At 63.0% G+C, this 26,408-nt stretch carries 26 protein-coding genes and 2 pseudogenes; 11 read left to right on the forward strand and 17 right to left on the reverse strand.

Going from position 1 to position 26,408, the window contains the following annotated elements; all coding sequences use genetic code 11:
* The first annotated feature begins 134 nt into the window (after positions 1–134).
* Positions 135–1,133, forward strand: coding sequence for a transporter (locus O7A60_RS20060; protein ID WP_337107711.1), 999 nt, complete (start codon positions 135–137; stop codon positions 1,131–1,133).
* Here the strand turns inward: O7A60_RS20060 and rarD are convergent.
* From rarD to cysS, 8 genes and pseudogenes are all read right to left on the reverse strand, one after another.
* The gene (gene rarD / locus O7A60_RS20065; protein ID WP_337107712.1) at positions 1,111–2,037 is read right to left on the reverse strand and encodes an EamA family transporter RarD; all 927 of its coding nucleotides are present in this window, start codon (positions 2,035–2,037) and stop codon (positions 1,111–1,113) included. The two genes, O7A60_RS20060 and rarD, sit on opposite strands and share 23 nt — an antisense overlap.
* Before the next feature lie 83 nt (positions 2,038–2,120).
* Complete coding sequence (cimA, locus tag O7A60_RS20070) at positions 2,121–3,743, reverse strand: citramalate synthase (RefSeq protein WP_337107713.1); 1,623 nt, start codon at positions 3,741–3,743, stop codon at positions 2,121–2,123.
* Positions 3,740–4,690, reverse strand: a complete 951-nt coding sequence (gene pip / locus O7A60_RS20075) for a prolyl aminopeptidase (RefSeq protein WP_337107714.1) — start codon at positions 4,688–4,690, stop codon at positions 3,740–3,742. Before pip ends, cimA begins: the two co-directional genes overlap by 4 nt.
* A complete protein-coding gene (locus O7A60_RS20080) occupies positions 4,687–5,163 on the reverse strand; it encodes a GFA family protein (protein WP_027144160.1) in 477 nt (158 codons plus the stop codon). Before O7A60_RS20080 ends, pip begins: the two co-directional genes overlap by 4 nt.
* Positions 5,160–5,651, reverse strand: a complete 492-nt coding sequence (locus tag O7A60_RS20085) for a GFA family protein (protein ID WP_337107715.1) — start codon at positions 5,649–5,651, stop codon at positions 5,160–5,162. The genes O7A60_RS20080 and O7A60_RS20085 overlap by 4 nt, the downstream gene beginning before the upstream one ends.
* A gap of 6 nt (positions 5,652–5,657) precedes the next feature.
* Positions 5,658–6,043 (reverse strand): annotated as a pseudogene (locus O7A60_RS20090) (VOC family protein).
* Complete coding sequence (locus O7A60_RS20095; protein WP_337107716.1) at positions 6,040–6,450, reverse strand: endonuclease domain-containing protein; 411 nt, start codon at positions 6,448–6,450, stop codon at positions 6,040–6,042. The pseudogene O7A60_RS20090 and the gene O7A60_RS20095 overlap by 4 nt, the downstream one beginning before the upstream one ends.
* 200 nt (positions 6,451–6,650) lie before the next feature.
* On the reverse strand, positions 6,651–8,102 hold the full coding sequence (cysS, locus tag O7A60_RS20100) for a cysteine--tRNA ligase (protein ID WP_337107717.1): 1,452 nt from the start codon (positions 8,100–8,102) through the stop codon (positions 6,651–6,653).
* A gap of 167 nt (positions 8,103–8,269) precedes the next feature.
* Between cysS and O7A60_RS20105 the strand changes: the two genes are divergently transcribed.
* Both O7A60_RS20105 and O7A60_RS20110 read left to right on the forward strand, forming a co-directional pair.
* Positions 8,270–8,410, forward strand: a complete 141-nt coding sequence (locus O7A60_RS20105; protein ID WP_181167474.1) for a hypothetical protein — start codon at positions 8,270–8,272, stop codon at positions 8,408–8,410.
* Positions 8,411–8,521: 111 nt separating this feature from the next.
* Positions 8,522–8,677: a hypothetical protein gene (locus O7A60_RS20110; protein WP_140505959.1), complete on the forward strand. Its 156-nt coding sequence runs from the start codon at positions 8,522–8,524 to the stop codon at positions 8,675–8,677.
* Positions 8,678–8,756: 79 nt separating this feature from the next.
* Here O7A60_RS20110 and O7A60_RS20115 read toward each other — a convergent pair whose 3' ends face one another.
* On the reverse strand, positions 8,757–9,518 hold the full coding sequence (locus O7A60_RS20115) for an SOS response-associated peptidase (RefSeq protein ID WP_337107718.1): 762 nt from the start codon (positions 9,516–9,518) through the stop codon (positions 8,757–8,759).
* Between the two features lie 119 nt (positions 9,519–9,637).
* On the opposite strand from O7A60_RS20115, the gene O7A60_RS20120 reads away from it, so the two are divergent.
* From O7A60_RS20120 to O7A60_RS20135, 4 genes are all read left to right on the forward strand, one after another.
* The gene (locus O7A60_RS20120; RefSeq protein ID WP_337107719.1) at positions 9,638–10,060 is read left to right on the forward strand and encodes an NUDIX hydrolase; all 423 of its coding nucleotides are present in this window, start codon (positions 9,638–9,640) and stop codon (positions 10,058–10,060) included.
* Positions 10,061–10,171: 111 nt separating this feature from the next.
* Entirely contained in the window at positions 10,172–10,549 is a 378-nt protein-coding gene (locus O7A60_RS20125) for a TIGR02301 family protein (protein WP_027144167.1), read from the forward strand.
* Positions 10,550–10,901: 352 nt separating this feature from the next.
* Positions 10,902–11,159 carry a hypothetical protein gene (locus tag O7A60_RS20130; protein WP_015318556.1) on the forward strand — a complete coding sequence of 86 codons (258 nt, stop codon included), beginning with the start codon at positions 10,902–10,904 and terminating at the stop codon, positions 11,157–11,159.
* A 70-nt stretch (positions 11,160–11,229) separates the two neighbouring features.
* Positions 11,230–12,018 (forward strand): hypothetical protein, encoded by a 789-nt coding sequence (locus tag O7A60_RS20135; RefSeq protein WP_337107720.1) that lies wholly within the window; start codon positions 11,230–11,232, stop codon positions 12,016–12,018.
* A 33-nt stretch (positions 12,019–12,051) separates the two neighbouring features.
* On the opposite strand, the gene O7A60_RS20140 is transcribed toward O7A60_RS20135, so the two are convergent.
* Complete coding sequence (locus O7A60_RS20140) at positions 12,052–13,377, reverse strand: dihydroorotase (protein WP_337107721.1); 1,326 nt, start codon at positions 13,375–13,377, stop codon at positions 12,052–12,054.
* 81 nt (positions 13,378–13,458) lie between these two features.
* Between O7A60_RS20140 and ygfZ the strand changes: the two genes are divergently transcribed.
* From ygfZ to O7A60_RS20155, 3 genes are all read left to right on the forward strand, one after another.
* Positions 13,459–14,319 carry a CAF17-like 4Fe-4S cluster assembly/insertion protein YgfZ gene (gene ygfZ, locus O7A60_RS20145; protein WP_337107723.1) on the forward strand — a complete coding sequence of 287 codons (861 nt, stop codon included), beginning with the start codon at positions 13,459–13,461 and terminating at the stop codon, positions 14,317–14,319.
* On the forward strand, positions 14,319–14,954 hold the full coding sequence (locus O7A60_RS20150; protein WP_337107724.1) for an HD family hydrolase: 636 nt from the start codon (positions 14,319–14,321) through the stop codon (positions 14,952–14,954). The genes ygfZ and O7A60_RS20150 overlap by 1 nt, the downstream gene beginning before the upstream one ends.
* A gap of 65 nt (positions 14,955–15,019) precedes the next feature.
* Positions 15,020–17,155: a putative bifunctional diguanylate cyclase/phosphodiesterase gene (locus O7A60_RS20155; RefSeq protein WP_337107725.1), complete on the forward strand. Its 2,136-nt coding sequence runs from the start codon at positions 15,020–15,022 to the stop codon at positions 17,153–17,155.
* Positions 17,156–17,170: 15 nt separating this feature from the next.
* Here the strand turns inward: O7A60_RS20155 and O7A60_RS20160 are convergent, their stop codons facing one another.
* Positions 17,171–18,061 carry a fatty acid desaturase family protein gene (locus O7A60_RS20160; RefSeq protein ID WP_337107726.1) on the reverse strand — a complete coding sequence of 297 codons (891 nt, stop codon included), beginning with the start codon at positions 18,059–18,061 and terminating at the stop codon, positions 17,171–17,173.
* A gap of 113 nt (positions 18,062–18,174) precedes the next feature.
* On the opposite strand from O7A60_RS20160, the pseudogene O7A60_RS20165 reads away from it, so the two are divergent.
* Positions 18,175–19,091 (forward strand): annotated as a pseudogene (locus tag O7A60_RS20165) (LysR substrate-binding domain-containing protein).
* 16 nt (positions 19,092–19,107) lie between these two features.
* On the opposite strand, the gene O7A60_RS20170 reads toward O7A60_RS20165, so the two are convergent.
* From O7A60_RS20170 to O7A60_RS20195, 6 genes are all read right to left on the reverse strand, one after another.
* Positions 19,108–19,380, reverse strand: a complete 273-nt coding sequence (locus O7A60_RS20170; protein WP_337107727.1) for a DUF3303 domain-containing protein — start codon at positions 19,378–19,380, stop codon at positions 19,108–19,110.
* Between the two features lie 16 nt (positions 19,381–19,396).
* Entirely contained in the window at positions 19,397–20,860 is a 1,464-nt protein-coding gene (locus O7A60_RS20175) for a RimK family protein (protein ID WP_140746684.1), read from the reverse strand.
* Positions 20,860–21,957, reverse strand: a complete 1,098-nt coding sequence (locus tag O7A60_RS20180) for a GNAT family N-acetyltransferase/peptidase C39 family protein (protein ID WP_140505981.1) — start codon at positions 21,955–21,957, stop codon at positions 20,860–20,862. Before O7A60_RS20180 ends, O7A60_RS20175 begins: the two co-directional genes overlap by 1 nt.
* Positions 21,958–22,165: 208 nt before the next feature.
* Positions 22,166–22,957 (reverse strand): anti-sigma factor family protein, encoded by a 792-nt coding sequence (locus O7A60_RS20185; protein ID WP_337107728.1) that lies wholly within the window; start codon positions 22,955–22,957, stop codon positions 22,166–22,168.
* Complete coding sequence (locus tag O7A60_RS20190) at positions 22,954–23,472, reverse strand: RNA polymerase sigma factor (protein WP_027144179.1); 519 nt, start codon at positions 23,470–23,472, stop codon at positions 22,954–22,956. Before O7A60_RS20190 ends, O7A60_RS20185 begins: the two co-directional genes overlap by 4 nt.
* Before the next feature lie 172 nt (positions 23,473–23,644).
* A complete protein-coding gene (locus O7A60_RS20195; RefSeq protein ID WP_337107729.1) occupies positions 23,645–26,383 on the reverse strand; it encodes a DUF2339 domain-containing protein in 2,739 nt (912 codons plus the stop codon).
* Positions 26,384–26,408 lie beyond the last annotated feature (25 nt).

Genomic DNA, 26,408 nt, shown 5'->3' on the forward strand with positions numbered 1-26,408 from the left:
ACCTCCAAAAATCAGCGTTGAATCTGATTTGCCCTTCCTTGGGAATCCCAACCCGTTAAATCGTCACTACGTCCTAGAGATCGTGCTTGGCCGCCCCCGCGACCCCGACCGCATCAGAGACCGGCGAAGCCGCCATGAACATCGCCCTCCCCTCCGAAGGCTCTGACCTGTCGCCTTATCTGCCCGATGAACACGGGCTGTTCTTCATTTATCACTTTACCACCGAGGGTGTGCGTACCCGGGAGGCCGCCGCCGCGCACTGGACATGGCGCAGCTACCAGCTTTCCGACATGCGCGCCCGTCACGAGATCGGCGCCGATCAGGCGTTGCCGGCGCCGGTGCGCGAAGCCTTCCTGAGCGCCAGCCATGGCTGCCACATCGATCTCGAGGATGACTGGCTCTATGGCGATCTGCCGGACCTGCGCCACGACTATTCGGCGGAAGCCGGCGGGCTTGGTCATTTCCGCTTTGCTCTCAACGATACGATGCTGGTCGGCGCCCGCAAACAACCGCTGCAATCGGTTGACAACATCCGCAAGGCGATCGAGAACGGATCGCGCAAATTCCGCTCTCCGGCCGAGCTGATCGAGGCTGTCGTCGGCCAGTCGTTCGACGGAATGGCCGCCGAACTCGCGACACTCAGCGACAGTCTCGACGGCATCGAGGACCGTATCGTCTGCGACGCATGGCACAATGAGCGGCAAGCGCTGGTCGATGCACGCCGGCACCTGGTGGTCATCCATCGGCAGATGGCGACGCTGACCAATCTGTTTCGCCATCTCGACCATTCGCACCGCAACGACCTGCCGGATTCGATCAACGACATGGCGGCGCGGCTGTCGCACCGCGCCCAGACATTGCACTATGATGGCGAGCAGCTGCAGGCGCGCACGCGGCTGCTGCAGGACGAGCTGATGGCCAAGCTGACGACGCAGTCGAACCGGCTGCTCTATGTGCTGTCGGTGATGACGGCGGTGCTGTTGCCGATGACCATCATCTCGGGCCTGTTCGGCATGAATGTCGGCGGCTTGCCGCTGGTCAACACTCCATTGGGCTTTTGGGTGGTCACGGCCGTATCGCTGCTGATCGCGGGCGTGACCTATCTTTTCGTCAGGCGGCTCGGACAGATGTAGCCCGACGCGCCGTCGCCAGCATGGACCAGGAATAGATCGCCAGCGCCGCCCAGATCAGCGCAAAGGCGATGGCCTGCGTGGTGCCGAACGGCTCGTCGAAGATCAGCACGGCGATCAGAAACACCATGGTTGGCGCTATGTACTGCATGAGGCCGATGGTCGACAGGCGCAGCAGCTTGGCGCCGAAGGCGAACAGCAGCAGCGGCACGGCGGTCACCGGCCCGCAGCCGATGAGTAGCGCGGTGTCGATGCCATTGCCGGCGACGAAATGATCCTGTCCGGTGGCGATCAGGAAGATGATGTAGCCCAGCGCCGGCACCGACAGCAAAAGCACTTCGAGCAGGAAACCCTGGCTGGGACCGATCGGCAGGGTCTTGCGGAAGAAGCCGTAGGCGGCGAAGGAAAACGCCAATGCCAGCGATACCCAGGGCAGCTTGCCGCCCTCGATCGTCAGCACGCCGACGGCAACCGCAGCAAGCACCACCGCCGCGATCTGCAGCCGATTGAGGCGCTCACCGAGCAGCAACGCGCCGACGACGACGCTGACCAGCGGGTTGATATAATAGCCCAGCGCGGTCTCGACGGTGCGATCGACGGCGATCGCCCAGACATAGATGCCCCAGTTGACCGAGATCAGCGCCGCCGTCAGCGCCGCCATGGCGATGGTGCGGGGGGAGCGGATCGCCGCCTTGAAGTCCGCCGTGCGGCCGGCCCAGATCAGGACCGCCGCGGCAATCGGTACCGACCAGACGATGCGATGTGCAATCACCTCGCCAAGCGGCAGATGCGCCACCGCCTTCATGTAGAAGGGCAGCAATCCCCACAAGAGATAGGCACCCAGCGCCAGCAGGAAGCCGCGGCGGGCTTTTGAATCTGCATCGGGGGTAATTGCTTCTGCGGCCATGGCCCGACGCTATGGCCCAGTAACCTTGGCAAGACCATCGCAAAGTTCTGATGGATCAATGGACTTTCGCTGATGGTTCAAACTTACTCCGCCGCCACCAGCCCCGCCATTTCGCGGTTCTTCATCAGCTTGTAGATGATCGAATCCATCAGCGCCTGAAACGAGGCGTCGATGATGTTTTCGGAAACGCCGACCGTCCACCAGCGGGCACCGGTGCCGTCATGCGATTCGATGAGTACGCGAGTGATGGCCTCGGTGCCGCCATTGAGGATACGCACCTTGAAGTCGGCGAGTTCGAGATCGGCGATCTCGTTCTGGTATCTGCCGAGATCCTTGCGCAGCGCGATGTCGAGAGCGTTGACGGGGCCATGGCCCTCGGCCACCGACATCTTCTCCTCGCCTTCGACCAGCACTTTGACCACCGCTTCCGACACCGTCTTCAACTGGCCATTGGCATCGAAGCGGCGCTCGATCATGCAGCGGAACGAGGTGACGTGGAAAAACTCGGGCAGGCCATGCAGCATCTTGCGCGCCAGGAGCTCGAAGGAGGCGTCGGCGCCCTCATAGGCATAGCCCGACGCTTCACGCTCCTTGACCACGGATATCAGGGCATCGAGCCGGTGGTCGTCCTTCGGCACATCGATGCCGCGCCGCTTCAACTCGGCGAGGAAATTGGCCTTGCCGCCCTGGTCGGAGACCATGACACGGCGTCGGTTACCGACCGATTCCGGCGGTACATGCTCATAGGTCGCCGGCTCCTTGGCCAGTGCGGAAGCATGGATGCCGGCCTTGGTGGCGAAGGCGGACGAGCCGACATAGGGTGCCTGCGCTTCCGGGGCGCGGTTCAGCAATTCGTCGAAGGCGCGGGACAGCCTGGAGATGCCGGTCAGCGCTTCAGCTGAAATTCCAGTCTCGAAGCGGTCGGCGAAAGCCGGCTTCAGCGCCAGTGTCGGCACGATCGAGATCAGATTGGCATTGCCGCAACGTTCGCCGATGCCGTTCAGCGTACCCTGGACCTGGCGCACGCCAGCCTCGACGGCGGCAAGGGAATTGGCCACCGCCTGGCCGGTGTCGTCATGGGCGTGGATGCCGAGATGCTCGCCCGGAATGCCCGCGGCGATGACCTTCTCAACGATTAGCCGCACTTCCGAGGGCTGCGTGCCGCCATTCGTGTCGCAAAGCACCACCCAGCGGGCGCCCGCATCATAGGCTGTCTTGGCGCAGGCCAGCGCATAGTCCGGGTTGGCCTTGAAGCCGTCGAAGAAATGCTCGCAGTCGACCATCGCTTCCTTGGCCGAAGCGCCCGCCGCCTCGACCGAGGCCTTGATGGACTCCAGATTCTCGTCGTTGGTGCAGCCGAGCGCCACGCGGACATGATAGTCCCAGCTCTTGGCGACGAAGCAGATGGCGTCCGACTTCGATTGAACGAGCGCCGCCAGCCCCGGATCGTTGGAGGCCGATACCCCTACGCGCTTGGTCATGCCGAAGGCGACGAACTTTGCGCGTGCGGTGCGCTTTTCCCGGAAGAAGGCCGTGTCGGTCGGATTGGCGCCGGGATAACCCCCTTCGACATAGTCGAAACCGAACTCGTCGAGCAGTTTGGCAATCGCGATCTTGTCCTCGACCGAAAAGTCGATGCCCGGCGTCTGCTGGCCATCGCGGAGCGTGGTGTCGAAGAGATAGAGACGCTCGCGGGACATGGTCATTTGCCTGCAAACTTGTCCGTCGCGCGGATCAGTCGGTCGAGGATGCCCGGCTCCGAATAGGCATGGCCGGCGCCTTCGATCAGATGAAAGTCGGCCTTGGGCCACGCCTTGTGCAGCGCCCAGGCGTAGCGCGCCGGGCACGGCATATCGTAACGGCCATGGACGATGGTGCCGGGGATGTCCTTGAGCTTCCCGGCATCGCGCAGCAACTGCCCCTCCTCCAGCCAACCGGCGTGGACGAAATAATGGTTCTCGATGCGGGCGAAGGCGACGGCGTAGTCATCCTGGCCAAACGGACCGCTGGTTTCAGGCTCCGGCAGCAGGGTGATCGTCTCGCCTTCCCACAGGCTCCAGGCGCGGGCGGCCTCTATCTGAGCCTTGCGATCGGACCCGACCAGCCGCTTGCGGTAGGCACCCATCATGTCACTGCGCTCGGCCTCCGGGATCGGCGCCAGGAAGCGCTCCCATTTGTCTGGGAACATCTCTGAGACACCGAACTGATAGTACCATTCGAGCTCCGCGCGGGTCAGCGTATAGATGCCGCGCACCACCAGTTCGCTGACGCGATCAGGGTGTGTCTCGGCATAGGCGAGCCCCAGCGTCGAGCCCCAGGAGCCGCCAAACACCAGCCATTTGTCGAAGCCGGCCATTTCGCGCAGGCGTTCGATGTCGGCAACGAGATGCCAGGTCGTGTTGGCCTCCAGCGAGGCGTTCGGCGTCGACTTTCCACAGCCGCGCTGATCGAACAGAATGACATCGTAAAGCTTGGGGTCGAACAGCCGCCGGTGTTTTGGCGAGATGGTGCCGCCCGGCCCGCCATGCAGGAACACGGCTGGCTTGGCGCCTTTGGTGCCTGACCGCTCCCAATAGACCCTATGGCCATCACCGACGTCGAGCATCCCCGAGTCGAACGGTTCGATTTCCGGGTAGAGGGTGCGCAAGCTCATAGTTTCAGGCCCTGTTGCGGCCAATTGGCCGTTTCGTGATCGGGATGTTGAAAGGAGATGATCTGCTCCTGCCGCGCGTAATAGTCGGGATCATCGTGGACAGGCTGATCGAAGATCGTCTCCACCCAAGGCAGCCGTGCCGCGTAATTGACCTGGATCCGCGGCGCCAGATCCGAGCGGTCGTCGAAGGCGCCGATGGCGATCTCGAGCCCGCCGGGCTGGCGATAGGTCAGCGGCGTGCCGCAACGGGCGCAGAATCCGCGATCGATGTTAACCGAAGACTGGAAATAGCTTGGTTCTTCATGGGTCCACTCGACGCCGTCCTTGGGCACCGTCACCAAGGCGCCGAAGAAGGAGCCGAACTGTTTCTGGCACATGCGGCAATGGCAGATGGACGCGCGTCCCAGCGCGCCCTTGATGCGGAAGCGCACGGCGCCGCATTGGCACCCGCCGGTTCGGACGGTCTCGGTCATGGTCTTTCCTCCGGCGGCCATTGGTCGGTGTCGTGGTCGGGATGCTGATAGGAGACGAGTTCGGCGAGATAGGGGGCCGAGCCACTATCCGCCATCGTATCCTCGCCCGGCAATCGCGGAATGGAATCCACATAGGGCAGTTTTGCTTCCGTGCCCCATTGAATGGTCGGCGCGATACCAGCCGGATCGTCGAAGGCCGCGATCGCCAGCGCCATGCCGTCGGGCGCCTCGAAGGTCAGCGGCGTGCCGCAGTCGGCGCAGAAGCCGCGCCAGGCGGCATTGGAGGAACGGAAACGCTTGGGCTCGCCGCGCGTCCAGTCGACCTTGGCGCCCCGCACCGAGACCAGCGGCAGGTAGAAATTGCCGCTCGCCTTCTGGCACATGCGGCAGTGGCAGACCGAGGCGTCGCCAAGCGCGCCTTCGACGCGGAAGCGCACCGCGCCGCACTGGCAGCCGCCGGTGTAGACCGGCCGGTTGTCGAGGCTCATCGGTTTTCACTCCGGATCATGACAGACCGCCTCGACATTGTTGCCGTCGGGATCGAAGACAAGGCGCCGTAGTAATTGGGGTGATAGTGCGGACGCAGGCCCGGCCCGCCATTGTCCCTGCCGCCGGCTGCAAGGGCGGCGGCATGGAAGGCGTTGACCTCGGCGCGGCTGCGCGCTGTGAAGGCGACGTGCTGGTGATCCCGGGGCTTTTCCCTTGCCGCGCTCAGCCAGAACACCGGCCGGTCGCGGCCATAACCGCCGACCTTGGTGCCGCCGGTATATTCCTGCGGCACCATGTAAAGCAGCGAGGCGCCCAAAGGCGCCATCGCCTTGTCGTAGAAGGCCTTGGAAGCATCGAAATCGGAAACGGCGATGCCAAGATGATCGATCATGGAACGAGCTCCTCCGTTGCTGGTTGGCTTGCCGGCATCACAGCATCGGCCAAACCGGCCACGATCACGATGTGCTGGCAGACATTGTCGATATCGCGGATGACGTCGTCATTCCAGAAGCGCAGGATGGTCCAGCTCAGCGCTTCAAGCTTCGCGGTACGCGCCGCATCCATCTCCGAGGTTTTGGCCGTTGCATGTTGGGAGCCGTCAATCTCGACGATCAGTTTTCTGGTCGGGCAAGCAAAGTCGACGATGTAGCCAGCGATCGGCATCTGGCGCCTGAAAGCCAGCCCCATAAGGCGATGTGCACGTATCTCATTCCAAAGTTTGAGTTCGGCATCGGTCATTGCCTTGCGCATCTTGCGCGCATTGCCACGATTAAGGGGAGATACGAGATGATGGGTCATCGCGAGGCGCCCCCCCTCTGTCCTTCCGGACATCTCCCCCTCAAGGGGGGAGATTGGACGTCGCTTCGGCTTTCGCCAATCGCCGACGTTGAAGATTCGGCGCCATCGATGAAGCTGCCGATCTCCCCCCTGGAGGGGGAGATGCCCGGCAGGGCAGAGGGGGGCGCCTCGCGATGACCTCTCCATTCCCGCCATTAGCCTCACCGCTTGATCTCCCACGTCGTCACGCGCTCGCCGGTGACCGGGTCCTTGCCGTCCTTCAACTGTACACCTTGCGCCAGAAGTTCATCGCGCACGCGGTCGGCCTCTGTCCAATTTTTCGCAGCGATAAGCGTCAGGCGCTCGGCAATCGCTTTGGCGACCACGGTTTCGTCCACCTTGGTCGCGCCAATATCGAAGCCAAGGAAGGTGAGAGCGGTCTTCAATGCGACGGCGGCGGCGTTGTCGCCGCTACCGTCAAAGTCGGTCGCCTCGCCGGCAAGCTGGGTGAGTTGCTGGAAGGCAGCGTAGGTCGCAAGATCATCCGACAGCGCCTCCACGACCTCAACCGGCAACTGACTTCCCGCGGCCGGCGCAAGATCCGCCGCGCGTTTCCATTTGCGCAGCGTGTTTTCCGCCTCCTCCAGCTTGCGCACGGAAAAGTCGATCGGTTCGCGGTAATGCGTCATCAGCATCGCCAGTCGCAGCACATCGCCGGGCCATTTGCGACCACCAAAAGTGTCGGTCTCCAGCAACTCGTGGATCGAGTAGAAATTGCCGAGGCTCTTCGACATCTTCTGGCCCTCGACCTGCAGGAAGCCATTGTGCATCCACACATTGGCCATGACCGACGTGCCGTGGGCGCAGCGCGACTGGGCGATCTCGTTCTCATGGTGCGGGAAGATCAGATCGAGGCCGCCGCCATGGATATCGAAGACCTCGCCGAGATAGGCGGCCGACATGGCCGAGCACTCGATATGCCAGCCGGGCCGGCCCCTGCCCCATGGACTTTGCCAACCGGGCTCCTCCGGCGACGACAGTTTCCACAGCACGAAATCGCCGGGGTTCTTCTTATGCGCGTCGACGGCGATGCGGGCGCCGGCCTGCTGCTCGTCGAGATTGCGCCTCGACAATTGCCCGTAGTCCGGCATCGACGCCGTATCGAACAGCACTTCGCCCGCCGCGACATAGGCATGGCCGCGTCCGATCAGGCTTTGAATCAAGGTGATCATGTCAGCCTTGCCGTCGGCGCGGGGCTCGACGAATTCGGTGGCGCGCGGCTCGACCGTCGGCTCCAGGCAGCCAAGCGTCGCGACATCCCTGTGGAACTGATCGGCCGTTTTTTCGGTAACCCGCCGGATCGCCTCGTTGAGCGAAAGTGCCCCTGAAGCGATCTCGCCGCCGAAGTCCCGCAAGGCGCGCGCGTTGATCTTGTCGTCGACGTCGGTGATGTTGCGCACATAGGTGACGTGCGTCTCGCCATGGAGATGGCGCAGCAGACGAAACAGCACGTCGAAGACGATCACCGGCCTGGCGTTGCCGATATGGGCGAAGTCGTAGACGGTCGGGCCGCAGACATACATGCGCACATTTCGCGGATCGATCGGCACGAAGTCCTCTTTCGTGCGCGTCAGCGTGTTGTAGAGGCGCAGGCCCTGCGATGCGTCAGACATTCCATGCCTTCCCGGTTTCAGAACTTCTTGTCTGGATGGAGCCAGCCCAGCGCCGAGGCGCAAATCTGGCTCCAGCCTGCTGGCCGGGGCGTTTGTCCAATCTGGGGAAAGATGAGGCGAAAACGTCCGGACCAGCGCGAGGCTAGCCAATAATGCAAATGCCACAAATGGCGAAAGACGTTTTCATGGGCGGCTTTATCGCCTTGGCCGGTGTTGCCGTCAAGTCGCTGATCCCGGGAAAAACGTCGCAAAGACTGGCAAACGCATCGCCCGATCACACGGAATCAGCCAATGAAACATTTTATTAAACATGTCGGCACAGTCATGAAACATTCGCCGGCTAGATCACCAAGCGTCACGATTTGGTCGGATTCGGCGACCAAATCGCATACACGAAAACGTTATCTGGGAAGAGAAACATGCCTCGAAGCAAGCAGGAAGCCAACCGCGCCAAGCAACCGGCGCTGACCAACCACTATCGTGCGATCGGCCCGGCAGCTATCGTCGCCGCCCTTCTTCACACCGCCAAGAAGAACAAGCCGGCGCAGAAGATCGTATCGCCCCGCGCCGCCTGAAGCGGCGCTCCGGCCGACGCAATCGCCGGCCCCGAGGGGCGCGAACAAGCGCCCTGATTTAAGGCCCCGACGGGCTTCGCTAGAACAGCGTCATTTGACTTTCGTCCGCGCCGGGTTTCTTGCGCCTGGCTTTATCGGGCTCAGGTCCGATCTCGCCCCTCTCTTGTATCTCCGGTCCGGTGTTGGCGACCTTGTTGACGAGGTCGGAGACGGGAATCGCCTCGAAGAAATCGGGCTTCGCCGGCCGCAGCAAATCAGCGACATCGCGCGGTTCGCGCGTACGGCAATCCAGCCAGCGGGCAAAGTCGGGGATATCGATCACCACCGGCATCCGGTCATGGATATGGGCGATGTCGGCATTGGCGTTCACAGTCAGGATGGCGCCGGTGTCCATCTCCGAGCCGCCCGGCTCGGCATAGGTTTCGATCAGACCGGCAAAGGCGACCAGCCCGCCATGCCGCGGCCGGATCCAATAGGGTTGCCCCTTCTTGCCTCCGGTCTGCCGCCACTCGTAAAAGCCGGATGCCGGCACCAGCGCGCGCCGATGGCGCATGGCGGCCTTGAATGAGGCCTTTTCGATTGCGCCTTCCGAACGCGCGTTGAACAGCAGCGGAAATTCCCTGGTGTCCTTGACCCAGGCGGGAAGGAGGCCCCAGCGCACCAGCATCGGCTGCCGGTCCGGCAGGTTGGAGCCCGGAGCCCGCGGCGCGCCGGCGGTCGCCATCAGGACCGGCTGTGTCGGCGCGATGTTGTAGCGGGCCGGGAATGCCTCCAGCTCGGCAAGGCCCAGGAAGGCGGCGGTCTGGTCCGGCGTGGCGGTCAAGGCAAAACGTCCGCACATGATGGAGCCTTTCGAATGGTTCGGCTTCGAAAGTGGCTATGGAACCGGTGTTGCGCAACCGGTAATGCTTCCCCTTACTGGGCGGTCCACAACAGACCGGTCCTCGAATGAGCCTCATCATGAACGAAGCACGCAAGACACTTCCCGCCGTCTCGGTCGCCGTCGTGCGCGGCGACAGCGTACTCCTCGTGAAACGGGCACGGCCGCCTTCGCAAGGGTTCTACGCCTTTCCCGGCGGCAAGGTCGAAGGCGACGAGACACTGGAGGAGGCGGCACGGCGTGAACTGATGGAAGAGACCGGCTTGCGCGCCACCGGTTTGCGCCCGCTTCGGGAAATCCACATCGACGGCAGGGATGACAGCCACCCGGTCGATTATCTCCTCACGGTGTTCGGCGCCGCCTATGCCGGTGGCGAGGCCGTGGCCAGCGACGACGCCGAGACAGCTGCCTTCTACACACTTAAAGAAATGACCCTGTTACCGCTTGCCGGCTCGGTGTTGGCGGTCGCCGAGGAACTCCTCGGTCACATTCAAACACGCTGACGCAGCACTGAAAAATCGCCTTGCAGGCGACAAATTGTTTCGTCACAACGCTTATGTTGTCTCGCCAGCCACGGTTTAGGCCATTCGGCGGACCGTAGCGGCTTTGGGCTTATGAACCGTCCGTCAATACTCCTCGCCATTTGCCTTGCCGTCAGCGCGGCCGTCCCGGTACGGCCCGCGTTCAGTGCCGAGTCGCCGTTCGAGCCGGGGCTGATGCGATTGGCGGAGGTTCTGGGGTCGCTGCATTTCCTGCGCAATCTGTGCGGGGAGAAAGGCGACCAGTGGCGGGGCGAGATGGAAAAACTGCTCGATTCGGAAAATCCCGATCCAGAACGCCGCGCCCGCTTCATCGCCAGCTTCAACCGCGGCTATCGCTCCTTCGGCGGCACCTACACCCAGTGCACCGCTTCGGCCGCTGAAGCCATCAGCCGTTATATGAAGGAAGGTGAGACGCTGTCGCGCGACATCGCCTCGCGTTATGGCAACTGAGCATCCATCAACAGATATCAGGCGCGTCGGCAAGGATCGTCGGCATATCCTACTTGTGCCTGTCCATGTCTTGGTGCAATTCTGATGTTGCACTTCTGCAACAGCGTTAATCAAACCTTACCACGCGAATGCGGAATTAACTCAAACTGAAGGTTTTCGCCCCGCAGGCCGGCCTAATCGGCTAAGTTTGATCCGGGTTGAAACGCAGCTTCGCCAAATACAATTGGCCCCTGTAAAACGCGACCAAAAAAATGTCGCATTTACAGATACTTACTTGGCGCTGCCTATGAATGGAACAGATCAAGCCTGATCCACACTGATGGGTTGCCGCTTGAAAGGGTGGACATCGCTTATGGAACATGCTGCCAACGACATCGACGCGCTGGTCAGGGAAGAGAAGCGCCTGACGGCGGTTGAGAGCCACAGCGAAGCCTGGGCGGAAGGCCTTTCGGCCGGCATCGAGCCCGAGATCATTGCCGAGGCGGCGCTCGAAACGGCATTCGGCGAAATGCTGCGCGCCAACGGCGAAACCTCGGCCCTTGCCCTGCTGGACCGTATGCGTGAAAAGGTGATTGCTGGCGCCTTCGAACCCGAGCGGCTGCGGCACTGAACCAACATCAGGTTCTTTGACGAGTAGATGCCGACCGGGCACCATGCCCGGGAGCAGGGAGATAGGGGCAGTGAATTTTCCGATGTCAGGCAGGCCGATGGGCCTTGTCCTCTACATCCGTCTCGCTGCCTGCTGTGGCGCGATTGCCTTGGTGACGTGCCTGGCCAGCAGCCCTGCCTATGCGCTGAGCGAGATCAAAAGCGAAGAACTCCCCTCGCCGGTCACACCCCCGACGGGCGACGGCGCGTCGTCGCCCGGGGGCGCGATTCCCGTGCCTGGCCCGCTGGGAACGCCGCCTTCGGCCAGCCAACCGGCCGCTCCCGACGCCGCGGAGCCGGACATTCCGTCGGATGGCGGCAGCAACAGGCCGCGTGTCGATCCCCAGGCGCCCTTGCCCGAGGTCGTCTATGACCTCGGCAAGCTGCCCGAGTCCGTGCGACGCATGCATGACCTCATCATCGAAGCTTGCAAGAGCGGCGACATCGAGAAGCTCAGGCCTTTAATCGGCAAGGGCGACAGCATGACCCAGCTGTCGCTGGCCGACATCGATGGCGATGCCATCGCCTTCCTCAAAGGGCTGTCCGGCGACCCTGACGGCCAGGAGATCCTGGCCATTCTGGAGGAGGTGCTTGGCGCCGGCTACGTCCATGTCGATGCGGGCACGCCACAGGAACTCTATGTCTGGCCGTATTTCTTCGCGCTGCCGCTCGACAGGCTCGACGCCAGGCAGCGGGTCGAGCTGTTCAAGATCGTCACCGCCGGCGATTTCGACGACATGAAGCAGTTCGGCGCCTACATCTTCTACCGCGTCGGCATCACACCCGCCGGGCAATGGACCTTCTTCGTCGCGGGCGATTGAAGGCACGGCCAGGCTGCAAGGTATTGAGAAGGCCTAGCCGGGCAATGCCTCGGAGAACTCCACCGCCCTGCCCCGGCCGGGCGTAACGATTTCGCCCTCCCACATGACACGCTGACCGCGAATGACCGTGCCGACCGGCCAACCGGTCACCTCCTTGCCGTGATAAGGTGTCCAGCCGGCTTTCGAGCCGGCTTCCGCGTTGGTGATGGTCTCGCGCCGCTTCATGTCGACAATGGTGAAGTCGGCGTCATAGCCGGCGGCGATACGGCCTTTCCGGGCCATGCCGAAGATGCGCTGCGGGCCATGGCTGGAGAGATCGACGAAGCGCTGCAGGGTCAGCCGGCCGGCGTTGACGTGGTCGAGCATGATCGGCACCAGCGTCTGCACGCCGGTCATGCCCGAGGGCGAAGCCGGATAGGGCTTTGCCTTCTCCGCCAATGTGTGTGGCGCGTGGTCGGAGCCGAGCACGTCCACAATGCCCTGCGCGATACCATGCCAGACGCCGTCGCGATGGCGCTTGTCCCGCACCGGCGGGTTCATCTGGATCAGCGTGCCGAGCCGCGCATAATCGTCGGCGCTCAGCGTCAGATGGTGCGGCGTGGCCTCACAGGTCGCGACATTCTTGTGCTGTTCGAGGAACAAGATTTCCTCGGCGGTCGAAATGTGCAGGACATGGATGCGGGCCCGGACGTCGCGCGCGATGCGCACCAGCCGTTCGGTGCAGCGCAAGGCGGCGATCTCGTCACGCCAAACGGGATGCGATGACGGGTCGCCCTCAATGCGCTCGCCCAGGCGCTCGCGCAGCCGGAACTCGTCCTCCGAATGAAAAGCGGCGCGGCGGCGGGTATTCCTCAGGATCGAGGCGACGCTTTCGTCGTCCTCGACCAGCAGGTCACCGGTGGACGACCCCATGAAGACCTTTATTCCCGCAGCTCCCGGCGAACGCTCGAGGTCGCCGACATCCCTGGCGTTATCGCGGGTACCGCCAACCCAGAAAGCAAAATCGCAATGCATGCGGCCGCTGCCGCGCCGGACCTTGTCGGCAAGCGTTGCCTCGCTGGTGGTCAACGGGTTGGTGTTGGGCATCTCGAAGACGGCGGTGACACCGCCGAGCACAGCAGCCCGCGATCCCGTTTCCAGGTCTTCCTTGTGCTCCAGTCCCGGCTCGCGGAAATGCACCTGGCTGTCGACGACACCGGGCAGGATGTGCAGGCCCCGGCAGTCGATCGTCTCGCCGGCCGAGGCCTGGCGCAGATCGCCGATCGCGGCGATGCGCCCGCCCTTCACGCCAATGTCGCGCAGCCCCTCGCCGTCATGATTGACCACTGTGCCGCCTGTCAGGATGAGGTCATAGGTCATGGTGATGCTCTCTTGCGGGGGGAGTGTCAGCGGCTTACGTAATGGCCAACCGTTTTGCAAGATCAGGCTTTTATCCGCTCCATGCCCTTTGCCCTGCTGAAAGACCGCGCGCTTATCTCCGTCTCCGGCCCGGATGCCGAACATTTTCTGCAAAACATCCTGACCACCGATCTCGATGCGCTTGGCAATGGTGAGGCAAAGCCGGGCGCGCTGCTGACGCCGCAAGGCAAGATACTGTTCGACTTCCTGATCTCACGGGCAGGAGAAAACGCCTTCCGCATCGAATGCCGTGCCGACGTTTCAGACGATTTCATTCGCCGGCTGATGCTCTACAGGCTTCGCGCCAAGGTCGAGATTGCCAAGTCGGAACAAACGCTTGTCACTGTCGCATGGGGAAAAGAGTCAATCGTCTCAGAAAGTGATTCAACCGCGGTTGCCGACAGGCGCTTTGGCGACGAAGGCGTCACGCGCTTCCATGCCGGCACAGCGGAGGCCGGCGACATCGCCGCGTGGCAGGCTTTCCGCATCGCCCACGGTATTGCCGAGAGCGGGTCCGACTATGCACTCGGCGATGCGTTCCCGCATGACGTGCTGCTCGACGAGATGGGTGGTGTCGGTTTCAAGAAGGGCTGCTATGTCGGCCAGGAGGTCGTGTCGCGCATGCAGCATCGGGGCACAGCCCGGCGGCGCGTGCTGATCGTCCAGGCTGGGCTTCCTCTGCCCGCCGCCGGTGCCGAGCTCACCGTCGGCGGGCGTCCGGTCGGCACGCTCGGCTCGACCGCCACCGTGACCGGGCTCGCCATCGCCCGCATCGACAGGGTCAAGGCGGCGCTCGATGCCGGCCAGCCGGTCCTGGCGGACGACGTGCCAGTGACGCTCACCATCCCCGCCTGGGCCAAATTCAGTTTCCCGCAGGAAACCGCCGGCGCGGAGGAAGCCTGATGGCGGCAGACCGCGCCGGTGCGCCACCACGCGCCTGGCAGCGCATGCTGTCCGGCCGCAGGCTCGACCTGCTCGACCCCTCGCCGCTCGACATCGAGATTTCGGACATCGCCCATGGGCTTGCCCGCGTCGCGCGCTGGAACGGCCAAACCAGCGGCGAGCACGCCTTCTCGGTGGCCCAGCATTCACTGCTGGTCGAGGCGCTGTTCAACGAGCTGGTGCCGCAGGCTTCGGCCGACGACCAGTTGGCGGCACTGCTGCACGACGCGCCGGAATATGTCATCGGCGACATGATCTCGCCATTCAAGTCGGTGATGGGCGGCAGCTACAAGGACTGCGAATTGCGCCTGCAGCGCGCCATCCATCTGCGTTTCTCGCTGCCTCCCGAACCGGCCGCTTCCCTGCGCAAGGAGATCAAGCGCGCCGACCAGATCGCCGCCTATTTCGAGGCTACGCTGCTCGCCGGCTTTTCGACCGCGGAGGCGACCGAGTTCTTCGGCCGCCCGCGCGGTTTTTCAGCCGAACGTTTCGACTTCACGCCACGCTCGGTGATCTGGGCACAGAATGCGTTCCTGAAGCGGTTTTCGGCGATCGAGACGTCAAGGCATCACGTTGCGACATCCGCATTAGGGTAGAAAACGCTAAATTAACCGAAAGCGTCAACAGTGTGGTGTTCGATCAAACACCGCAGGGGCGCCTCATGCCCGTCGTCAAGGATGGTTCGATCGTCCCGGAACGGGTGGCCGGAGGCGTGGAGCGGTCGCGCCGCATTGAAGATGAGCTGCGCGAGCAGAACGAACGTTTTTCAGCCGCTGTCGAAAACATGTCGCATGGCCTGTGCATGTTCGACGCCGATGAACGCATGATCATCTGCAACCGCAACTACATCGACATCTTCCACCTCGACGCCAAGCTGATACGGCCAGGCATCCGCTTCCTCGATATCCTGCGGCACAGCGTCGACCTCGGCGTCGCCTCGCAAAGCGCCGACGAGCTCTATGCCATCCGCAAGCCCTATATCGACCAGGCGAAGCCTTCGACCTACGAAGAAATCCTGTCGGACGGCCGCATCATCCTTATCTCGCACCGGCCATTGGCTTCGGGCGGCTGGGTCTCGATCTACGAGGACATTACTGAACAGCGGCGCGCCGAGCAGGATCTCAAGGAGCAGCATCGCCGCTTCGACGCAGCGCTCGCCAACATGTCGCAAGGCCTGCTGATGTACGACGCCGACGGCAAAATGATCGTGCGCAACGGGCGTTTTCTGGAACTGTACAACGTCACGGCGGCCGACTTCCCGCTTGGAACGACGCATCGCGACGCGCTCGAACGACTGCTGGAACTCGGCATCTACACGAAGATCGACGTCGACAGCGAAGTCGCCAAGACCGAAGCCTGCCGGCGGGCGGGAAAAATGCATTCGACCTATCGCCATCTTGCCGACGGCAGGACGTTTCTGGTCGTGCGCCAGCCAATGAGTGGCGGCGGTTGGGTAGCGACGTTCGACGACGTCACGGAACGCCGCCTGGCCGAAGAGCGCATGACCCATCTCGCGCATCACGACATGCTGACCGGACTGCCCAACCGATCGATGTTTCGCGAGCGGCTCGACCTTGCGCTGGAGGATGTGGCCGCTACACCGCTCGCGATCTTCTCGCTCGACCTCGACCGCTTCAAGGCGGTCAACGACACCTGGGGACACCCCGCCGGCGACTGGCTGTTGAAGAGTGTGGCCAAAAGACTGCAGCGTTGCCTGCGCAATGATGCAGATATGATCGCCCGTTTCGGCGGCGACGAGTTCGTCGTCATCCAATCCGACTCCGTGGGCATTGCCGATGCCGAGAAACTGGCGAAACGCATCGTCGAGGCAATCGCAAAACCATTTCGCGACAAGGGCCGGGACATGCATGTCGGCGTCAGCCTGGGCATCGCCGTTTTCCCCGCCGATGGCCGTGACGCCGACACGCTGCTGAAGAACGCCGATACGGCGCTCTATCGGGCAAAGAACGATGGGCGAAACCTATATCGCTTCTTCGAACCTGGAATGGACGCAGTGGTGCAGGCCCGCCGGGCGCTTGAAGTCGATCTGGAGGCGGCACTGCCGCGCCAGGAATTCGATCTCGATTTCCAGCCCATCATGAACATCGCCTCGGGCGAGATCATCGGCGCGGAGGCCTTGATGCGCTGGCATTCACCAGCGCGCGGCAGGGTGGCGCCGGACGACTTCATTCCGGTCGCCGAAGAGACAGGACTGATCGTGCCGCTTGGCGAATGGGCGCTGAGGAAAGCCTGCGCGGTGGCGGCTAGCTGGCCGCCGGGTTTGCGCATCGCGGTCAATGTCTCGGCGGTGCAGCTCAAAAGCAGCGGGTTTGCCCGCAGCGTCATCTCGGCGCTGGCTTTTTCCGGCGTGCCGGCCGGACAGCTGGAACTGGAGATCACCGAAACCGTGCTGATGGACGAGAGCAAAGCCGTGCTGAAAACGCTGCGCCAGTTGCGTGAGCTCGGTATCCGCATCGCGCTGGACGATTTCGGCACCGGCTATTCCTCGCTCGGCTACCTCAGACGGTTTCCGGTCGACAAGATCAAGATCGACCGATCATTCATTCGCGACATGGGCAACCGCGACTCGGCGGCGATCGTTCGCACCATCATCGGGCTGGGTGCCGAGCTTGGCATTGTGGTCACGGCCGAGGGCGTCGAAACCGAGAGGCAGCTCGACATGCTGCGCGACAATGGTTGTGTCGAAGCGCAAGGCTATCTGATCGGCGTGCCATCGAAGCCGGCCGAGATCCAGCGCCTATTGAAGTCGCGTGCGACGCGCAGCCAAACCGGCTGACGGCATCGGGACATGTCAGCTCAATGTTTCCAGGTATTTCTCGTGGAAGCTGACGTAGCCGGGCTCGACCACCTTCAGATGCCGCTCGATCAGCGCGTGAAACCGCGGCAATTGGTGAAACGGCACTCCGGGATAGGCATGATGCTCGGCATGAAACGGCATGTTCCAGGCCAGCTTGCGCACCACCCAATTGGTCAGCGTGGTTCTTGTGTTCTCCAGCATGTTGGCGACGAACGGACAGCGGCCATGCTCGGCCAGCAGATACAGGCGCAGGAATGGCTGCCCGAGTAGTGCGGGAATGATCCAGACATAGAGCAGCACGGTGAGCCGGAAATAGACGGTGAGCAGAATGACCACAGCGTAGAAGGCAATCATGGCGCGCGCCTCGGCCCGTACCTTGGATCGACCTTTCGGCGGCACATAACTCTCCTGACTGCCACCACCTGCATTGGTGTACAGCGTCTTGACATGCCCCCACCACACCGGGAGGCCCGAGACGTGGACAATGTATTGCCGCAAGGTCTCGGGTTTGGGGAAAGCGAGCTCGGGATCGTTCTCCAGATCCTGCGTGTATCGGTGGTGAGCGAAATGGAAGTAGCGGAACCAGTCGGCCGGCAGCGCGATCGCCAGGCTGCACAGCCGCGCCACGCCGTCGTTCAGCCGCTGTGTTTCGAAAGCCGTGCGGTGAACCGTCTCGTGCAACAGCGTGAACAGGAACACGATCAGAATGCCCTGCGGCAACATCAGCAATGGCCAGAACGGCACTTTGGCCGCGATCAACGATCCAATGATGACAATCGCGCCCAAGTGAGCGCCGAGCTGGAACAGGCCCGCTACATCGGATTTGGTCGTCAGGCGATTGCGCTCTTCCGGTGTCAGTGACGCGATGATGTCGCGATGGTCCATCGGCTTCGATCCAGGCTGGAATTCGACGACGACCATCCTAGTTGGCAAAAAAGCTTTCCAAAAACGACGATTCCTGCGATTTGGATAAGGTAAGCTTATCTTATTGGGCGGCAATGGTCACATCTCCATCCCTGAAAGGGCTTCAGGCTTTCGAGGCCGCGGCACGTACGGGCAGCTTTGCCGCGGCGGCGGAGGAGCTGTCGGTTTCGGCCGCCGCCGTCAGCCAGCTTATCCGCATCTTGGAGGAGCAGATGGGCCGCAAGCTGTTTCAGCGGGTCAACCGGCGCGTTGTCCTCACCGAGGCCGGCGTGAAATGCTGCCGCGGCTGACCGTGGCCTTTCAGGAGATCGGCAGCGTCTCGCGCGAGCTTGCCGGCGACGCATTCCGCCCGCGCCTCGTGGTATCGGTGCCGCCATCCATGGCCATGGGTTGGCTTTCGCAGCGTCTGGCCGGCTTCGTCGCAAGCCATGGCGCCGCCGACATATCGCTCCGGGGCGATGACGACCCGGTGCCGTTCGACCGCGAGCTGATCGACATCAGGCTCTCCTACGGCCCGCATTATCGCGAGCATCCGACCGAGGACATTGCCAGGGATGCGGTCTACCCCGTCTGCGCGCCAAAGCTTGCCGGCATGATCAAGGCGGGCGGCGAGCCGCTCGCCGGGCTGCCGCTCATTCACACGGACTGGGGACCGACCGGCGCATCGTTTCCGTCCTGGCGCACCTGGTTCGAGGCGGCGAGCGCCCAATCTGGCCGGGCGGTACGGCGCGGGCTCTCGGCCAATTCGTCGCGCGCGGCCCTCGACCTCGCCATTTCGGGGCTGGGCGTGGCACTGGCGCAAGGGATCTACTGTGCCGAGGCGGTGGAGGACGGCCGGCTGGTCCGCCCCGCCAAGAGCGCAATTGCCCTGCGACAGCCCTATTGCCTGACCGTCCCGGAGCGAAGCGCAAGGCGCGACGTGGTGGCCGCGTTCCGCGATTGGCTGATCGATGAATGCCAGCGCGCCGTGGCCTCGCCGGCGCTGCGCTGACCGGGTGGGGCCATGGTCAGAGGTGCCCGCTCAAGGCCGCCACCATGTCCTTGTTGGCCGCCACGGGCACGATCTCGAACTCGACCAGATCAGCCCATTCGATGACCCAGCGCTGCAGCAGCGTGACGTCATCGGCCTCCACCAGCAGGAAACAGCGGCTCATATCGGCCGCGATCCAGCTATGATGCACAACAAGCTCCTCCGGCTTCAGGCGGCCGCGGTCGCGGAACCGGCGGTAGATTTCCTTGCGGTCGCAGCCGGTGAAATCCTCGATGACGATGAACTGCATGTTTCCCCTCGGTTGATTACCGTCCCGGCCTGTCCAGCCGCTCCAGGAACCACTGCGTCAGCCGCACCCAGACCTCATCCTTCTCGCCGGAATCCTCCCAGCCATGATCGAGGTTGGGGTTGTCGTTGACCTCGATGACGAAGACGCCGTCCTTGGTCTCCTTGAGGTCGACCCCATAGAGACCATCGCCGATACATCGCGCCGCCTTCACTGCCGTCTCGACGACATGAGGCGGCGTCTCCTTCAGCGTGAAGGTCTTGATGCCGCCCTGGTCGGGCTTGCCATTGGCCTTGTGGTTGACGATCTGCCAGTGCTTCTTGGCCATTAGATAATGCACGGCAAACAGCGGCTGGCCACCGAGCACGCCGACACGCCAGTCATATTCGGTCGGGATGAATTTCTGCGCGATCAGAAGATCGGAATCCTCGAGCCATTCGGTGGCAAGCGTCTTCAGCTCCTCGAAATTGGCGCATTTCTTGACACCGCGCGAGAATGACGAATCCGGGATCTTCAACACCAGGGGAAAACCCAGCGTCTGCGCCGCGAGTTCGAGATCGGAGGCGCCGGCGATCATCACCGTCGGCGGCACCGGCACCTTGTTGTAGGCCATCAGTTCGTTGAGATAGACCTTGTTGGTGCAGCGGATCATCGACAGCGGGTCGTCGATGACAGGCATGCCTTCCTGCTGGGCGCGGCGGGCGAAACGATAGGTATGATTGGAGATCGAGGTGGTCTCGCGGATGAACAGCGCATCGTAATTCGCGAGCTTGGCGAGATCCTTCCTGGTGATGGGCTCGATTTCGACCCCCATCTTTTCGGCGATCTTGGCCCAGTAGCGCAGCGAGGAGATTTCCGAGGGCGGCAATTCCTCATGCGGATCGACCAGCGTGGCGAAGGTGTACCGCGCCGGCGTGCGGCCCTTGGTGTCGCGCCACTCGCGGTTGGTGTAGGTCTCCAGGCACTGGATGAAGCTCTTTTCCTCGTCCTCGGTCATGCGCGCCAGCGGGTGGAAGCCGATCTTGCGGATCGAAGCCCATTCGGCGCTGTCCTTGATATGGACTTCGAGCGCTGGCGCCCGGAACCAGTCGAACAACAGCTTGGCAAAACGGTCCCAGACCTTGGACGGGCCGATGCCGAAGAAGATGCAGACCTTCGCCGGGAATATACCGCCGAGATCCTTGCGGCATTTGTTGAGCGCCAGTTCCAGTTCCGGCAAGGCGTGCTCGTAGAGCTTGCGCTCCGACAGGTCGATCATCGTCTCGACGGTCGGGATGACCTTGTGGCCGCGCGAACTTGCCAGCAGCGACGCATAATAACCGCGGCTCTGGTAGCCGTAGTTGTTCGACAGGTTAATGACCTTCGGCCGCTGGCCGCGGAACAGCGAGGGATGCGCGAGATAGTCACGATTGGTGATGATCTTGTGCGGTGTCGCCACCTGGTCGAGATCGCTCTGCCTGCCGGTAAGAATGACCCAGGTCATTATCTCTTTCCCAAAGTGATGGCGGCACGCAGTCCGTCGCGACCGAACTGCGCCATGTTCATGAAGATGCCGTAAGGCACGGGAATGTTGGCGGCATCAAGGATGGTTTCCTGCCTTTCATCCTCGACCCACGGATCGTGGATCAGAATATGATCGCCATCATCGCCGATGGCCAGCACCCAGTGCGGCACCTTCTTGCCAAACATCAGGAAGCCGCTGATCAGCACCAGCACCAGTTTGCCACCAGCGAGAGCCGCCCTGATATCGTCGATGGTGAACGGACGGTAATTCACCGGGATGCCGTAAAGTTCCGCGCGGCGGCGAAAGTCGACCTGTGCCAGTTCCATGACCCGGCGCTTCTCCTCGCTGCGCACCGATTGCAGGAACAATGCGCCGTAGAAGGAAACGTAAATCTCCGCAGCAAGCCCGCTTTCGTACCCCGAAACGGCCAGACCGAATGGTTCGCAGCCGCCTGGTCCAGACATCATGAAGACGGTCGTTGCCTCGCGCCAGAGGCGGATTTCCATCACCGGGTCGGGTACGAAGCCACCATCGAAATTGGCCATGGCCATCATCAGGCAGCATGGACCGCAGGTGAACTCGCAGGTCTGCTGGTAGAACGGCACCCTGGTGGCGACCGGAAGGTCGCCGCGCAGGGTTTTTTCATAGCGTAGCGCCGTCGCGCCGTCTTCGTAGTACCCCGGCTCACGGCCAATCTTGCGGTAGCCGGCCTGCTCGTAGATATGGATGGCGCGGCCATTGTCCTCGCGCGCTTCGAGACGCAGCATCATGCGGTCGTGTTCGAAGGCTGCCTCTTCGGCCGCGGACAGTAATTGGCGGCCTATGCCGAGCCCGCCGAAGAACGGTCCGACGGCTATGGAATAGAGCCGCGCCACCCCACTGCCCTTGCGAAACAGCACGATCGCATAACCGCCTACGCGGCCATCGATTTCGGCGACCAGCGTCTCGGCGGTCTCCCGCTCGATGAACTGGCGGAAGGAGCGGCGGGAAATGCGGTCGCTCGAGAACACGGCTTTCTCGATGGCGGCGAGATCATCGACGTCTGACGCGCGGGCCTTGCGGATCTCGGCAGGCATGCGGCTTGAGAAAACCTCGATTGCGTTGCGGAAAACGGCCCCGGTCAAAAGCGTCGCGAACACCGGCCGAAGCGCCGGTATTCATCATGCGCTATCGCTCCTTGATTAGGGCCGAATTGTGACAGTTTCCGCCACGACAGGGAAGCTGGCAAGCTTTGAACGCAATCGCTGTTTTCAAGTCAGTCGGCCGCGGAAGTTCGCAACCGGATCAACTGGCCAGCCCGGCCAAAAGCTGGCCATACGCGCTCTTGGCCACGACCGCCAATTGCTCGCGCGGCAGCGAACCGACGACGGCACAGCCATAGCCCTTGTCCAGCCAGTAGACGGCCTGCGGACCGTCCTGCGCCGAAGCGTAGGTACCCTTGGCATTCTCGGTCGATTCCGCCGTCACGAAGAGGGATATGCGCTCGCCCTTGTCGTCTTCGTAAAGCAGCATCGCGGCCTTGCTTTCGCCGGCCGGCAGCAACCGGCCACCAACCAATTGGAAGCCGTTCGCGCTCAGGTCCGGCACCACCAGATTCAGGCCGATCCGGTTGGACAGCCAGGTCTGCAAATGATCCTTGTCGCTGGCCGGAACTTCCACCGCATGCCGCTTCTCGGCGGCATAGATGACGTGGGCGGCGATCGCCTGTTCGGCGAGCTGATCCTCCGCCGGATCCTCCTGCCCGAGGCCGCCGATGCCGGCAAAGTAGCCGCCAAATCCGCCCGTGGCGAGAAGCACGGCCGCAGCGGCGGCAAGCCACCAGCGTGAGCGTGGCACCACAACCTTAACAGGCGCTTCGCCGAGCACCACCTTGCGCAGGCGCGCTGGTACAGCCTCATCCAGTACGCCGGCAAAAGCCGAGCGCAATGCCTCCCGGTCGGCGGTGAAGCGGGCGCTCCTGGCCTTCATCTCGGGATTGGAGTCGAGCCAGGCATCGTAGGCGGCACGTTCATCGGGCGGCAGTTCGCCGTCGAGCGCCATGTGGATGTCCCGTTCGGAAAAATCGCGGCGGATCATTTCTCGACGATCCTTATGGCTCGGCGGCGTGCTGTGTCGTCCAGCAACCCACGCAGTTCCTCACGGCCACGCGCGATGCGCGACATCAGCGTGCCCGCGGGCACACCCAGAATGTTGGCGGCTTCGGCATAGGAAAAGCCCTCAATGGCGACCATGACCAGCGCCGCGCGGCGATCCGGGCTGATCGCCTGCAATGCGTCGATGATCTCGCGCGAAGCGATGCCCTCCAACTGTTCGGGCGGCTGGGCAACCGTCTCGCCCGCTTCCAGTGGCAGCATCGCCGCTTCGCCGCGGCGATTCACCTTGCGCATCTGGTCGATGAATAAATGATGCATGATCGTAAACAGCCACCTCCTGGGGCTTTCTCCTGTCTGCCAATTGTCGAGCCGCAACAGCGCGCGCTCAAGGCAGTCCTGAACGAGATCGTCGGCAGCATCGCGGTCGCGCAAAAGCGAGCGTGCGTAGCGTCGCAGGCGCGGTATTTCGCCAAGGATTGCTGCCTTCTTTTCGTTCATGACCGCTGGTTCTGAGGTCGCCCTTGTTGATCTCGATTGAACGCGCCTTCCCGGCACGGCGCAAGCGGCCAGCGCGAAGCGGTCCACCGCTCCGGTCACCCAAGCAATGAGATAACGCCGACGGGTGCCGGTTTATTCCCGACCGGCAAGGAAAACCAATGATCGCAGACGATTATCCTTTTTCCTTCGCCGCCCGCGTCAAAAGCCGCTGGTAGAACAGGCCAATGCCGATCAGCACCGCACCCAGACCGATGAAGGACAGCGCCCTGAGCACACCCTCCAGTTCCGACATGTCGAAGAGGAAAACTTTCAGCACGGCAACCGCGATCAGCCCGGCCGAAGCAATGCGCAGCACCTGCGATTTCAGCCAGACGCCAGCCGTGAGCAGCGCCACGCCGATCGCCAGCCAGAGTGCCGAATAGGTGTAGGTCTCCAACTGGCCAAGGCCGCTCCACAAGCCGATGAACTCGCCCTTGAACAGACGCCTCACCGAGAGCGTGGCATAGGCGAAGGCAAGCAGCGCCGCCACCAGCGCCAGCATGGCCGAATACCATTTCGGCCGCTTGCCCCTGCTATAGAGCGCCAGACCGCCGGCGGCGACGGCCGGCACGAGATAGGCCAGGAACAAAAGATTGAAAACCGGAATCCGACCGGTCGATTCGTCGGTGAACAACGGATTGAGCACCAGGAAATGCTGGATGACGACAAAGGCGACCGAGACCACGCCCACCGCCATCGAACCATAGCGCAGCACCGAACTTGGCGATCGCCTGTCGATGGCGATCAGGATGGCGCCGGCACCGATGGCGATCAGCGTGTAGATCGCCTGTTCGGCGAGCGTCGGCGCATCGCTGTTGATGACGCCGCCATGCATGGCGTGACGCACCAGCATGGCGAGCGTCAGCAGCGCGAACAGTGCCGCCGCCGCCTCCATGGCAAGGCGCGGTCGGCCATCGGTAGTGTTGGCGAGCTGCCAGGCCGCGAAGCCGAAGGCGAGCGCCGGCACGCCATAGCCCGGCAGCAACCAGTTGAAGACCGGTGTCGTTGACAGGAACTCGGCGCCGACGATCGTCGGGTCGAAGGCGACGCGGCCAAGCACCGCGATGACGGCGGCGACTGAAATCCAGCCGAGCACAGGATAAGAGCGCCAGCGCGTGGCGAGCGCCGGCACGATTGCCGCGGCACCGAGCAAGGTGGTGGTCCAGCCGGAATCAAAAGCCATATGCAGCATCAGGAGTCCGGCGACCGCTGCGCCACCCAAGGCAAACGACACTGCCACGCCGCCCCTGAGCGGCGGTTCCTCAGCCCGCGCGATCCACTCGCCGTCGGTGGTGAAGACCACGACCAGCAGGGCCGCAACGGCGGCATAGACAAAGTCACGGTCGAGATTGCCGAAGGTGAACCAGAGCGCCAGCAGGATGACCAGAGGCGCGATGACACCCCATGCAGCCCACGAGGCTGCTCGGATCTGCGCCGAGGCGGCGAAACGGCGCGCGGCCCAGAGACCGGCGGCAACGAAGACCACGCCAAGTCCGATGCCAAGGCGCAAGCTCAGCGCGTTGGCCGTAGCCAAAGGCACCCCGTCAACACCCAGAGCGCCGCTCGAAAAATCGGAAGCGATAGAGGTCGGCGGGATGATGCCGAGATAGATCAGTACCGTCGCCAGTCCCGCGGCATAAAGCAGTGGCAGCGCCAGCGGGCGGTAGAGCGCGACCGCTACCATCACCATAAGCAGCACCGCGCCCGGCAAGGCATCACCGGCAGCGGCGAAGACCGGGTCAACCGAGAAGCCCAGCGCCGAGAAGGCGACGAACAGTCCAGGCACGATGGACGGCCAGTCAAAGGACCTTGCTGGTCCGGTCTCGTTGCCGCGACTGCTCAGCCAGACAAGGGCAAGCACAGCCAGCGTCACAGTGTCGATGAACAGGATCGCGGAGAGGTTCGCGCCCGGTGCGTCGGTCATGTAGAGGATGGTCCAGATGCCGGTGCCGAAAAAGGCGGCCGCCATCAGCGATTTCCAGTCGCGCATGCGGGCGATAACACCGGTGGCGGCGAGCACGATTGCGAGATAGCCGAACAACGCCCAGGGATTGGGCGCCTGCGAAGCGATCAGTACTGGCGTCACCATGGCGCCGACGAGACCGATGCCAGCCAGCGCCTGGCCATGGACCAGAGCGGCGGCGATGGTGGCAATGCCGATCGCACCAAGCAACGTGAAGGCAAGCGCCGGGCCGATGAAGCCGTAAACGCCATGGGCGGCATAGACGGTGCCGAACAGGATGAAGGCGCCGGCTGCCGTGAGGATCGCCGGAATATAAGCGCCGGCAACACCTTGCACCGGCACCTTGAATCCGGTGCGACGAATGAACTCGCCGGCGGCGACCAGCACCAAACCGAGCACGGCCGCCATGGTGAGCCGCACGCCGGGGCCGAAAATGCCGGCCTCGATGGTGTAGCGGATCAGGAACAAGCCGCCCAGAGCAAGTGCAATGCCACCGACCCAGACCGCCCAACGCGTGCCGAGCGCGGTTTCGACGTCGGACTGGCGAGCGGCTTTGGCGACCGCGGCCGGCGCGACCTCTGGCGTTTTCCGTGTTGCCTCGGGGGTGCTCCAGGGACCGGGCACACTCTCTGCGGCCGGGATTTCCGCCTCGGTGGCCCGTACCGGCGCGGGCTCGCTGATTGCTGCCAGGGCGATATCGGCCGCGGGCGCGGCCACCGGTGCCGTGTAGGCCTCGCCCTCGGCCGCTTCCTGTTCCGACGGCCTAGCCGCGAACGGCACCGCGCCCGAAAGCACGAGACTGCGCAGCGCGCCAAGTTCGCGCTCGATCAGGCCGATCCGGCTCTGCTGGCGCGAAATGATGACGAACAAGGCGATGATGGCGACAAGGCCGATCAGGCTTTCAAACATGGCGGTTCCCCCAAACCAGGCCAGT

Origin of the sequence: Mesorhizobium salmacidum (SeqCode) (genome assembly GCF_037179605.1) — a bacterium.
In the GTDB taxonomy this organism is placed as follows: Bacteria; Pseudomonadota; Alphaproteobacteria; order Rhizobiales; family Rhizobiaceae; genus Mesorhizobium; species Mesorhizobium salmacidum.

Bases quoted from the DNA above. Each gene is read 5' to 3' on its own strand.
- O7A60_RS20060 (WP_337107711.1), top strand. From the start codon at position 135: ATGAACATCGCCCTCCCCTCCGAAGGCTCTGACCTGTCGCCTTATCTG.
- rarD (WP_337107712.1), bottom strand. From the start codon at position 2,037: ATGGCCGCAGAAGCAATTACCCCCGATGCAGATTCAAAAGCCCGCCGC.
- cimA (WP_337107713.1), bottom strand. From the start codon at position 3,743: ATGACCATGTCCCGCGAGCGTCTCTATCTCTTCGACACCACGCTCCGC.
- pip (WP_337107714.1), bottom strand. From the start codon at position 4,690: ATGAGCTTGCGCACCCTCTACCCGGAAATCGAACCGTTCGACTCGGGG.
- O7A60_RS20080 (WP_027144160.1), bottom strand. From the start codon at position 5,163: ATGACCGAGACCGTCCGAACCGGCGGGTGCCAATGCGGCGCCGTGCGC.
- O7A60_RS20085 (WP_337107715.1), bottom strand. From the start codon at position 5,651: ATGAGCCTCGACAACCGGCCGGTCTACACCGGCGGCTGCCAGTGCGGC.
- O7A60_RS20095 (WP_337107716.1), bottom strand. From the start codon at position 6,450: ATGACCCATCATCTCGTATCTCCCCTTAATCGTGGCAATGCGCGCAAG.
- cysS (WP_337107717.1), bottom strand. From the start codon at position 8,102: ATGTCTGACGCATCGCAGGGCCTGCGCCTCTACAACACGCTGACGCGC.
- O7A60_RS20105 (WP_181167474.1), top strand. From the start codon at position 8,270: ATGGCGAAAGACGTTTTCATGGGCGGCTTTATCGCCTTGGCCGGTGTT.
- O7A60_RS20110 (WP_140505959.1), top strand. From the start codon at position 8,522: ATGCCTCGAAGCAAGCAGGAAGCCAACCGCGCCAAGCAACCGGCGCTG.
- O7A60_RS20115 (WP_337107718.1), bottom strand. From the start codon at position 9,518: ATGTGCGGACGTTTTGCCTTGACCGCCACGCCGGACCAGACCGCCGCC.
- O7A60_RS20120 (WP_337107719.1), top strand. From the start codon at position 9,638: ATGAACGAAGCACGCAAGACACTTCCCGCCGTCTCGGTCGCCGTCGTG.
- O7A60_RS20125 (WP_027144167.1), top strand. From the start codon at position 10,172: ATGAACCGTCCGTCAATACTCCTCGCCATTTGCCTTGCCGTCAGCGCG.
- O7A60_RS20130 (WP_015318556.1), top strand. From the start codon at position 10,902: ATGGAACATGCTGCCAACGACATCGACGCGCTGGTCAGGGAAGAGAAG.
- O7A60_RS20140 (WP_337107721.1), bottom strand. From the start codon at position 13,377: ATGACCTATGACCTCATCCTGACAGGCGGCACAGTGGTCAATCATGAC.
- ygfZ (WP_337107723.1), top strand. From the start codon at position 13,459: ATGCCCTTTGCCCTGCTGAAAGACCGCGCGCTTATCTCCGTCTCCGGC.
- O7A60_RS20150 (WP_337107724.1), top strand. From the start codon at position 14,319: ATGGCGGCAGACCGCGCCGGTGCGCCACCACGCGCCTGGCAGCGCATG.
- O7A60_RS20155 (WP_337107725.1), top strand. From the start codon at position 15,020: ATGCCCGTCGTCAAGGATGGTTCGATCGTCCCGGAACGGGTGGCCGGA.
- O7A60_RS20160 (WP_337107726.1), bottom strand. From the start codon at position 18,061: ATGGACCATCGCGACATCATCGCGTCACTGACACCGGAAGAGCGCAAT.
- O7A60_RS20170 (WP_337107727.1), bottom strand. From the start codon at position 19,380: ATGCAGTTCATCGTCATCGAGGATTTCACCGGCTGCGACCGCAAGGAA.
- O7A60_RS20175 (WP_140746684.1), bottom strand. From the start codon at position 20,860: ATGACCTGGGTCATTCTTACCGGCAGGCAGAGCGATCTCGACCAGGTG.
- O7A60_RS20180 (WP_140505981.1), bottom strand. From the start codon at position 21,957: ATGCCTGCCGAGATCCGCAAGGCCCGCGCGTCAGACGTCGATGATCTC.
- O7A60_RS20185 (WP_337107728.1), bottom strand. From the start codon at position 22,957: ATGATCCGCCGCGATTTTTCCGAACGGGACATCCACATGGCGCTCGAC.
- O7A60_RS20190 (WP_027144179.1), bottom strand. From the start codon at position 23,472: ATGAACGAAAAGAAGGCAGCAATCCTTGGCGAAATACCGCGCCTGCGA.
- O7A60_RS20195 (WP_337107729.1), bottom strand. From the start codon at position 26,383: ATGTTTGAAAGCCTGATCGGCCTTGTCGCCATCATCGCCTTGTTCGTC.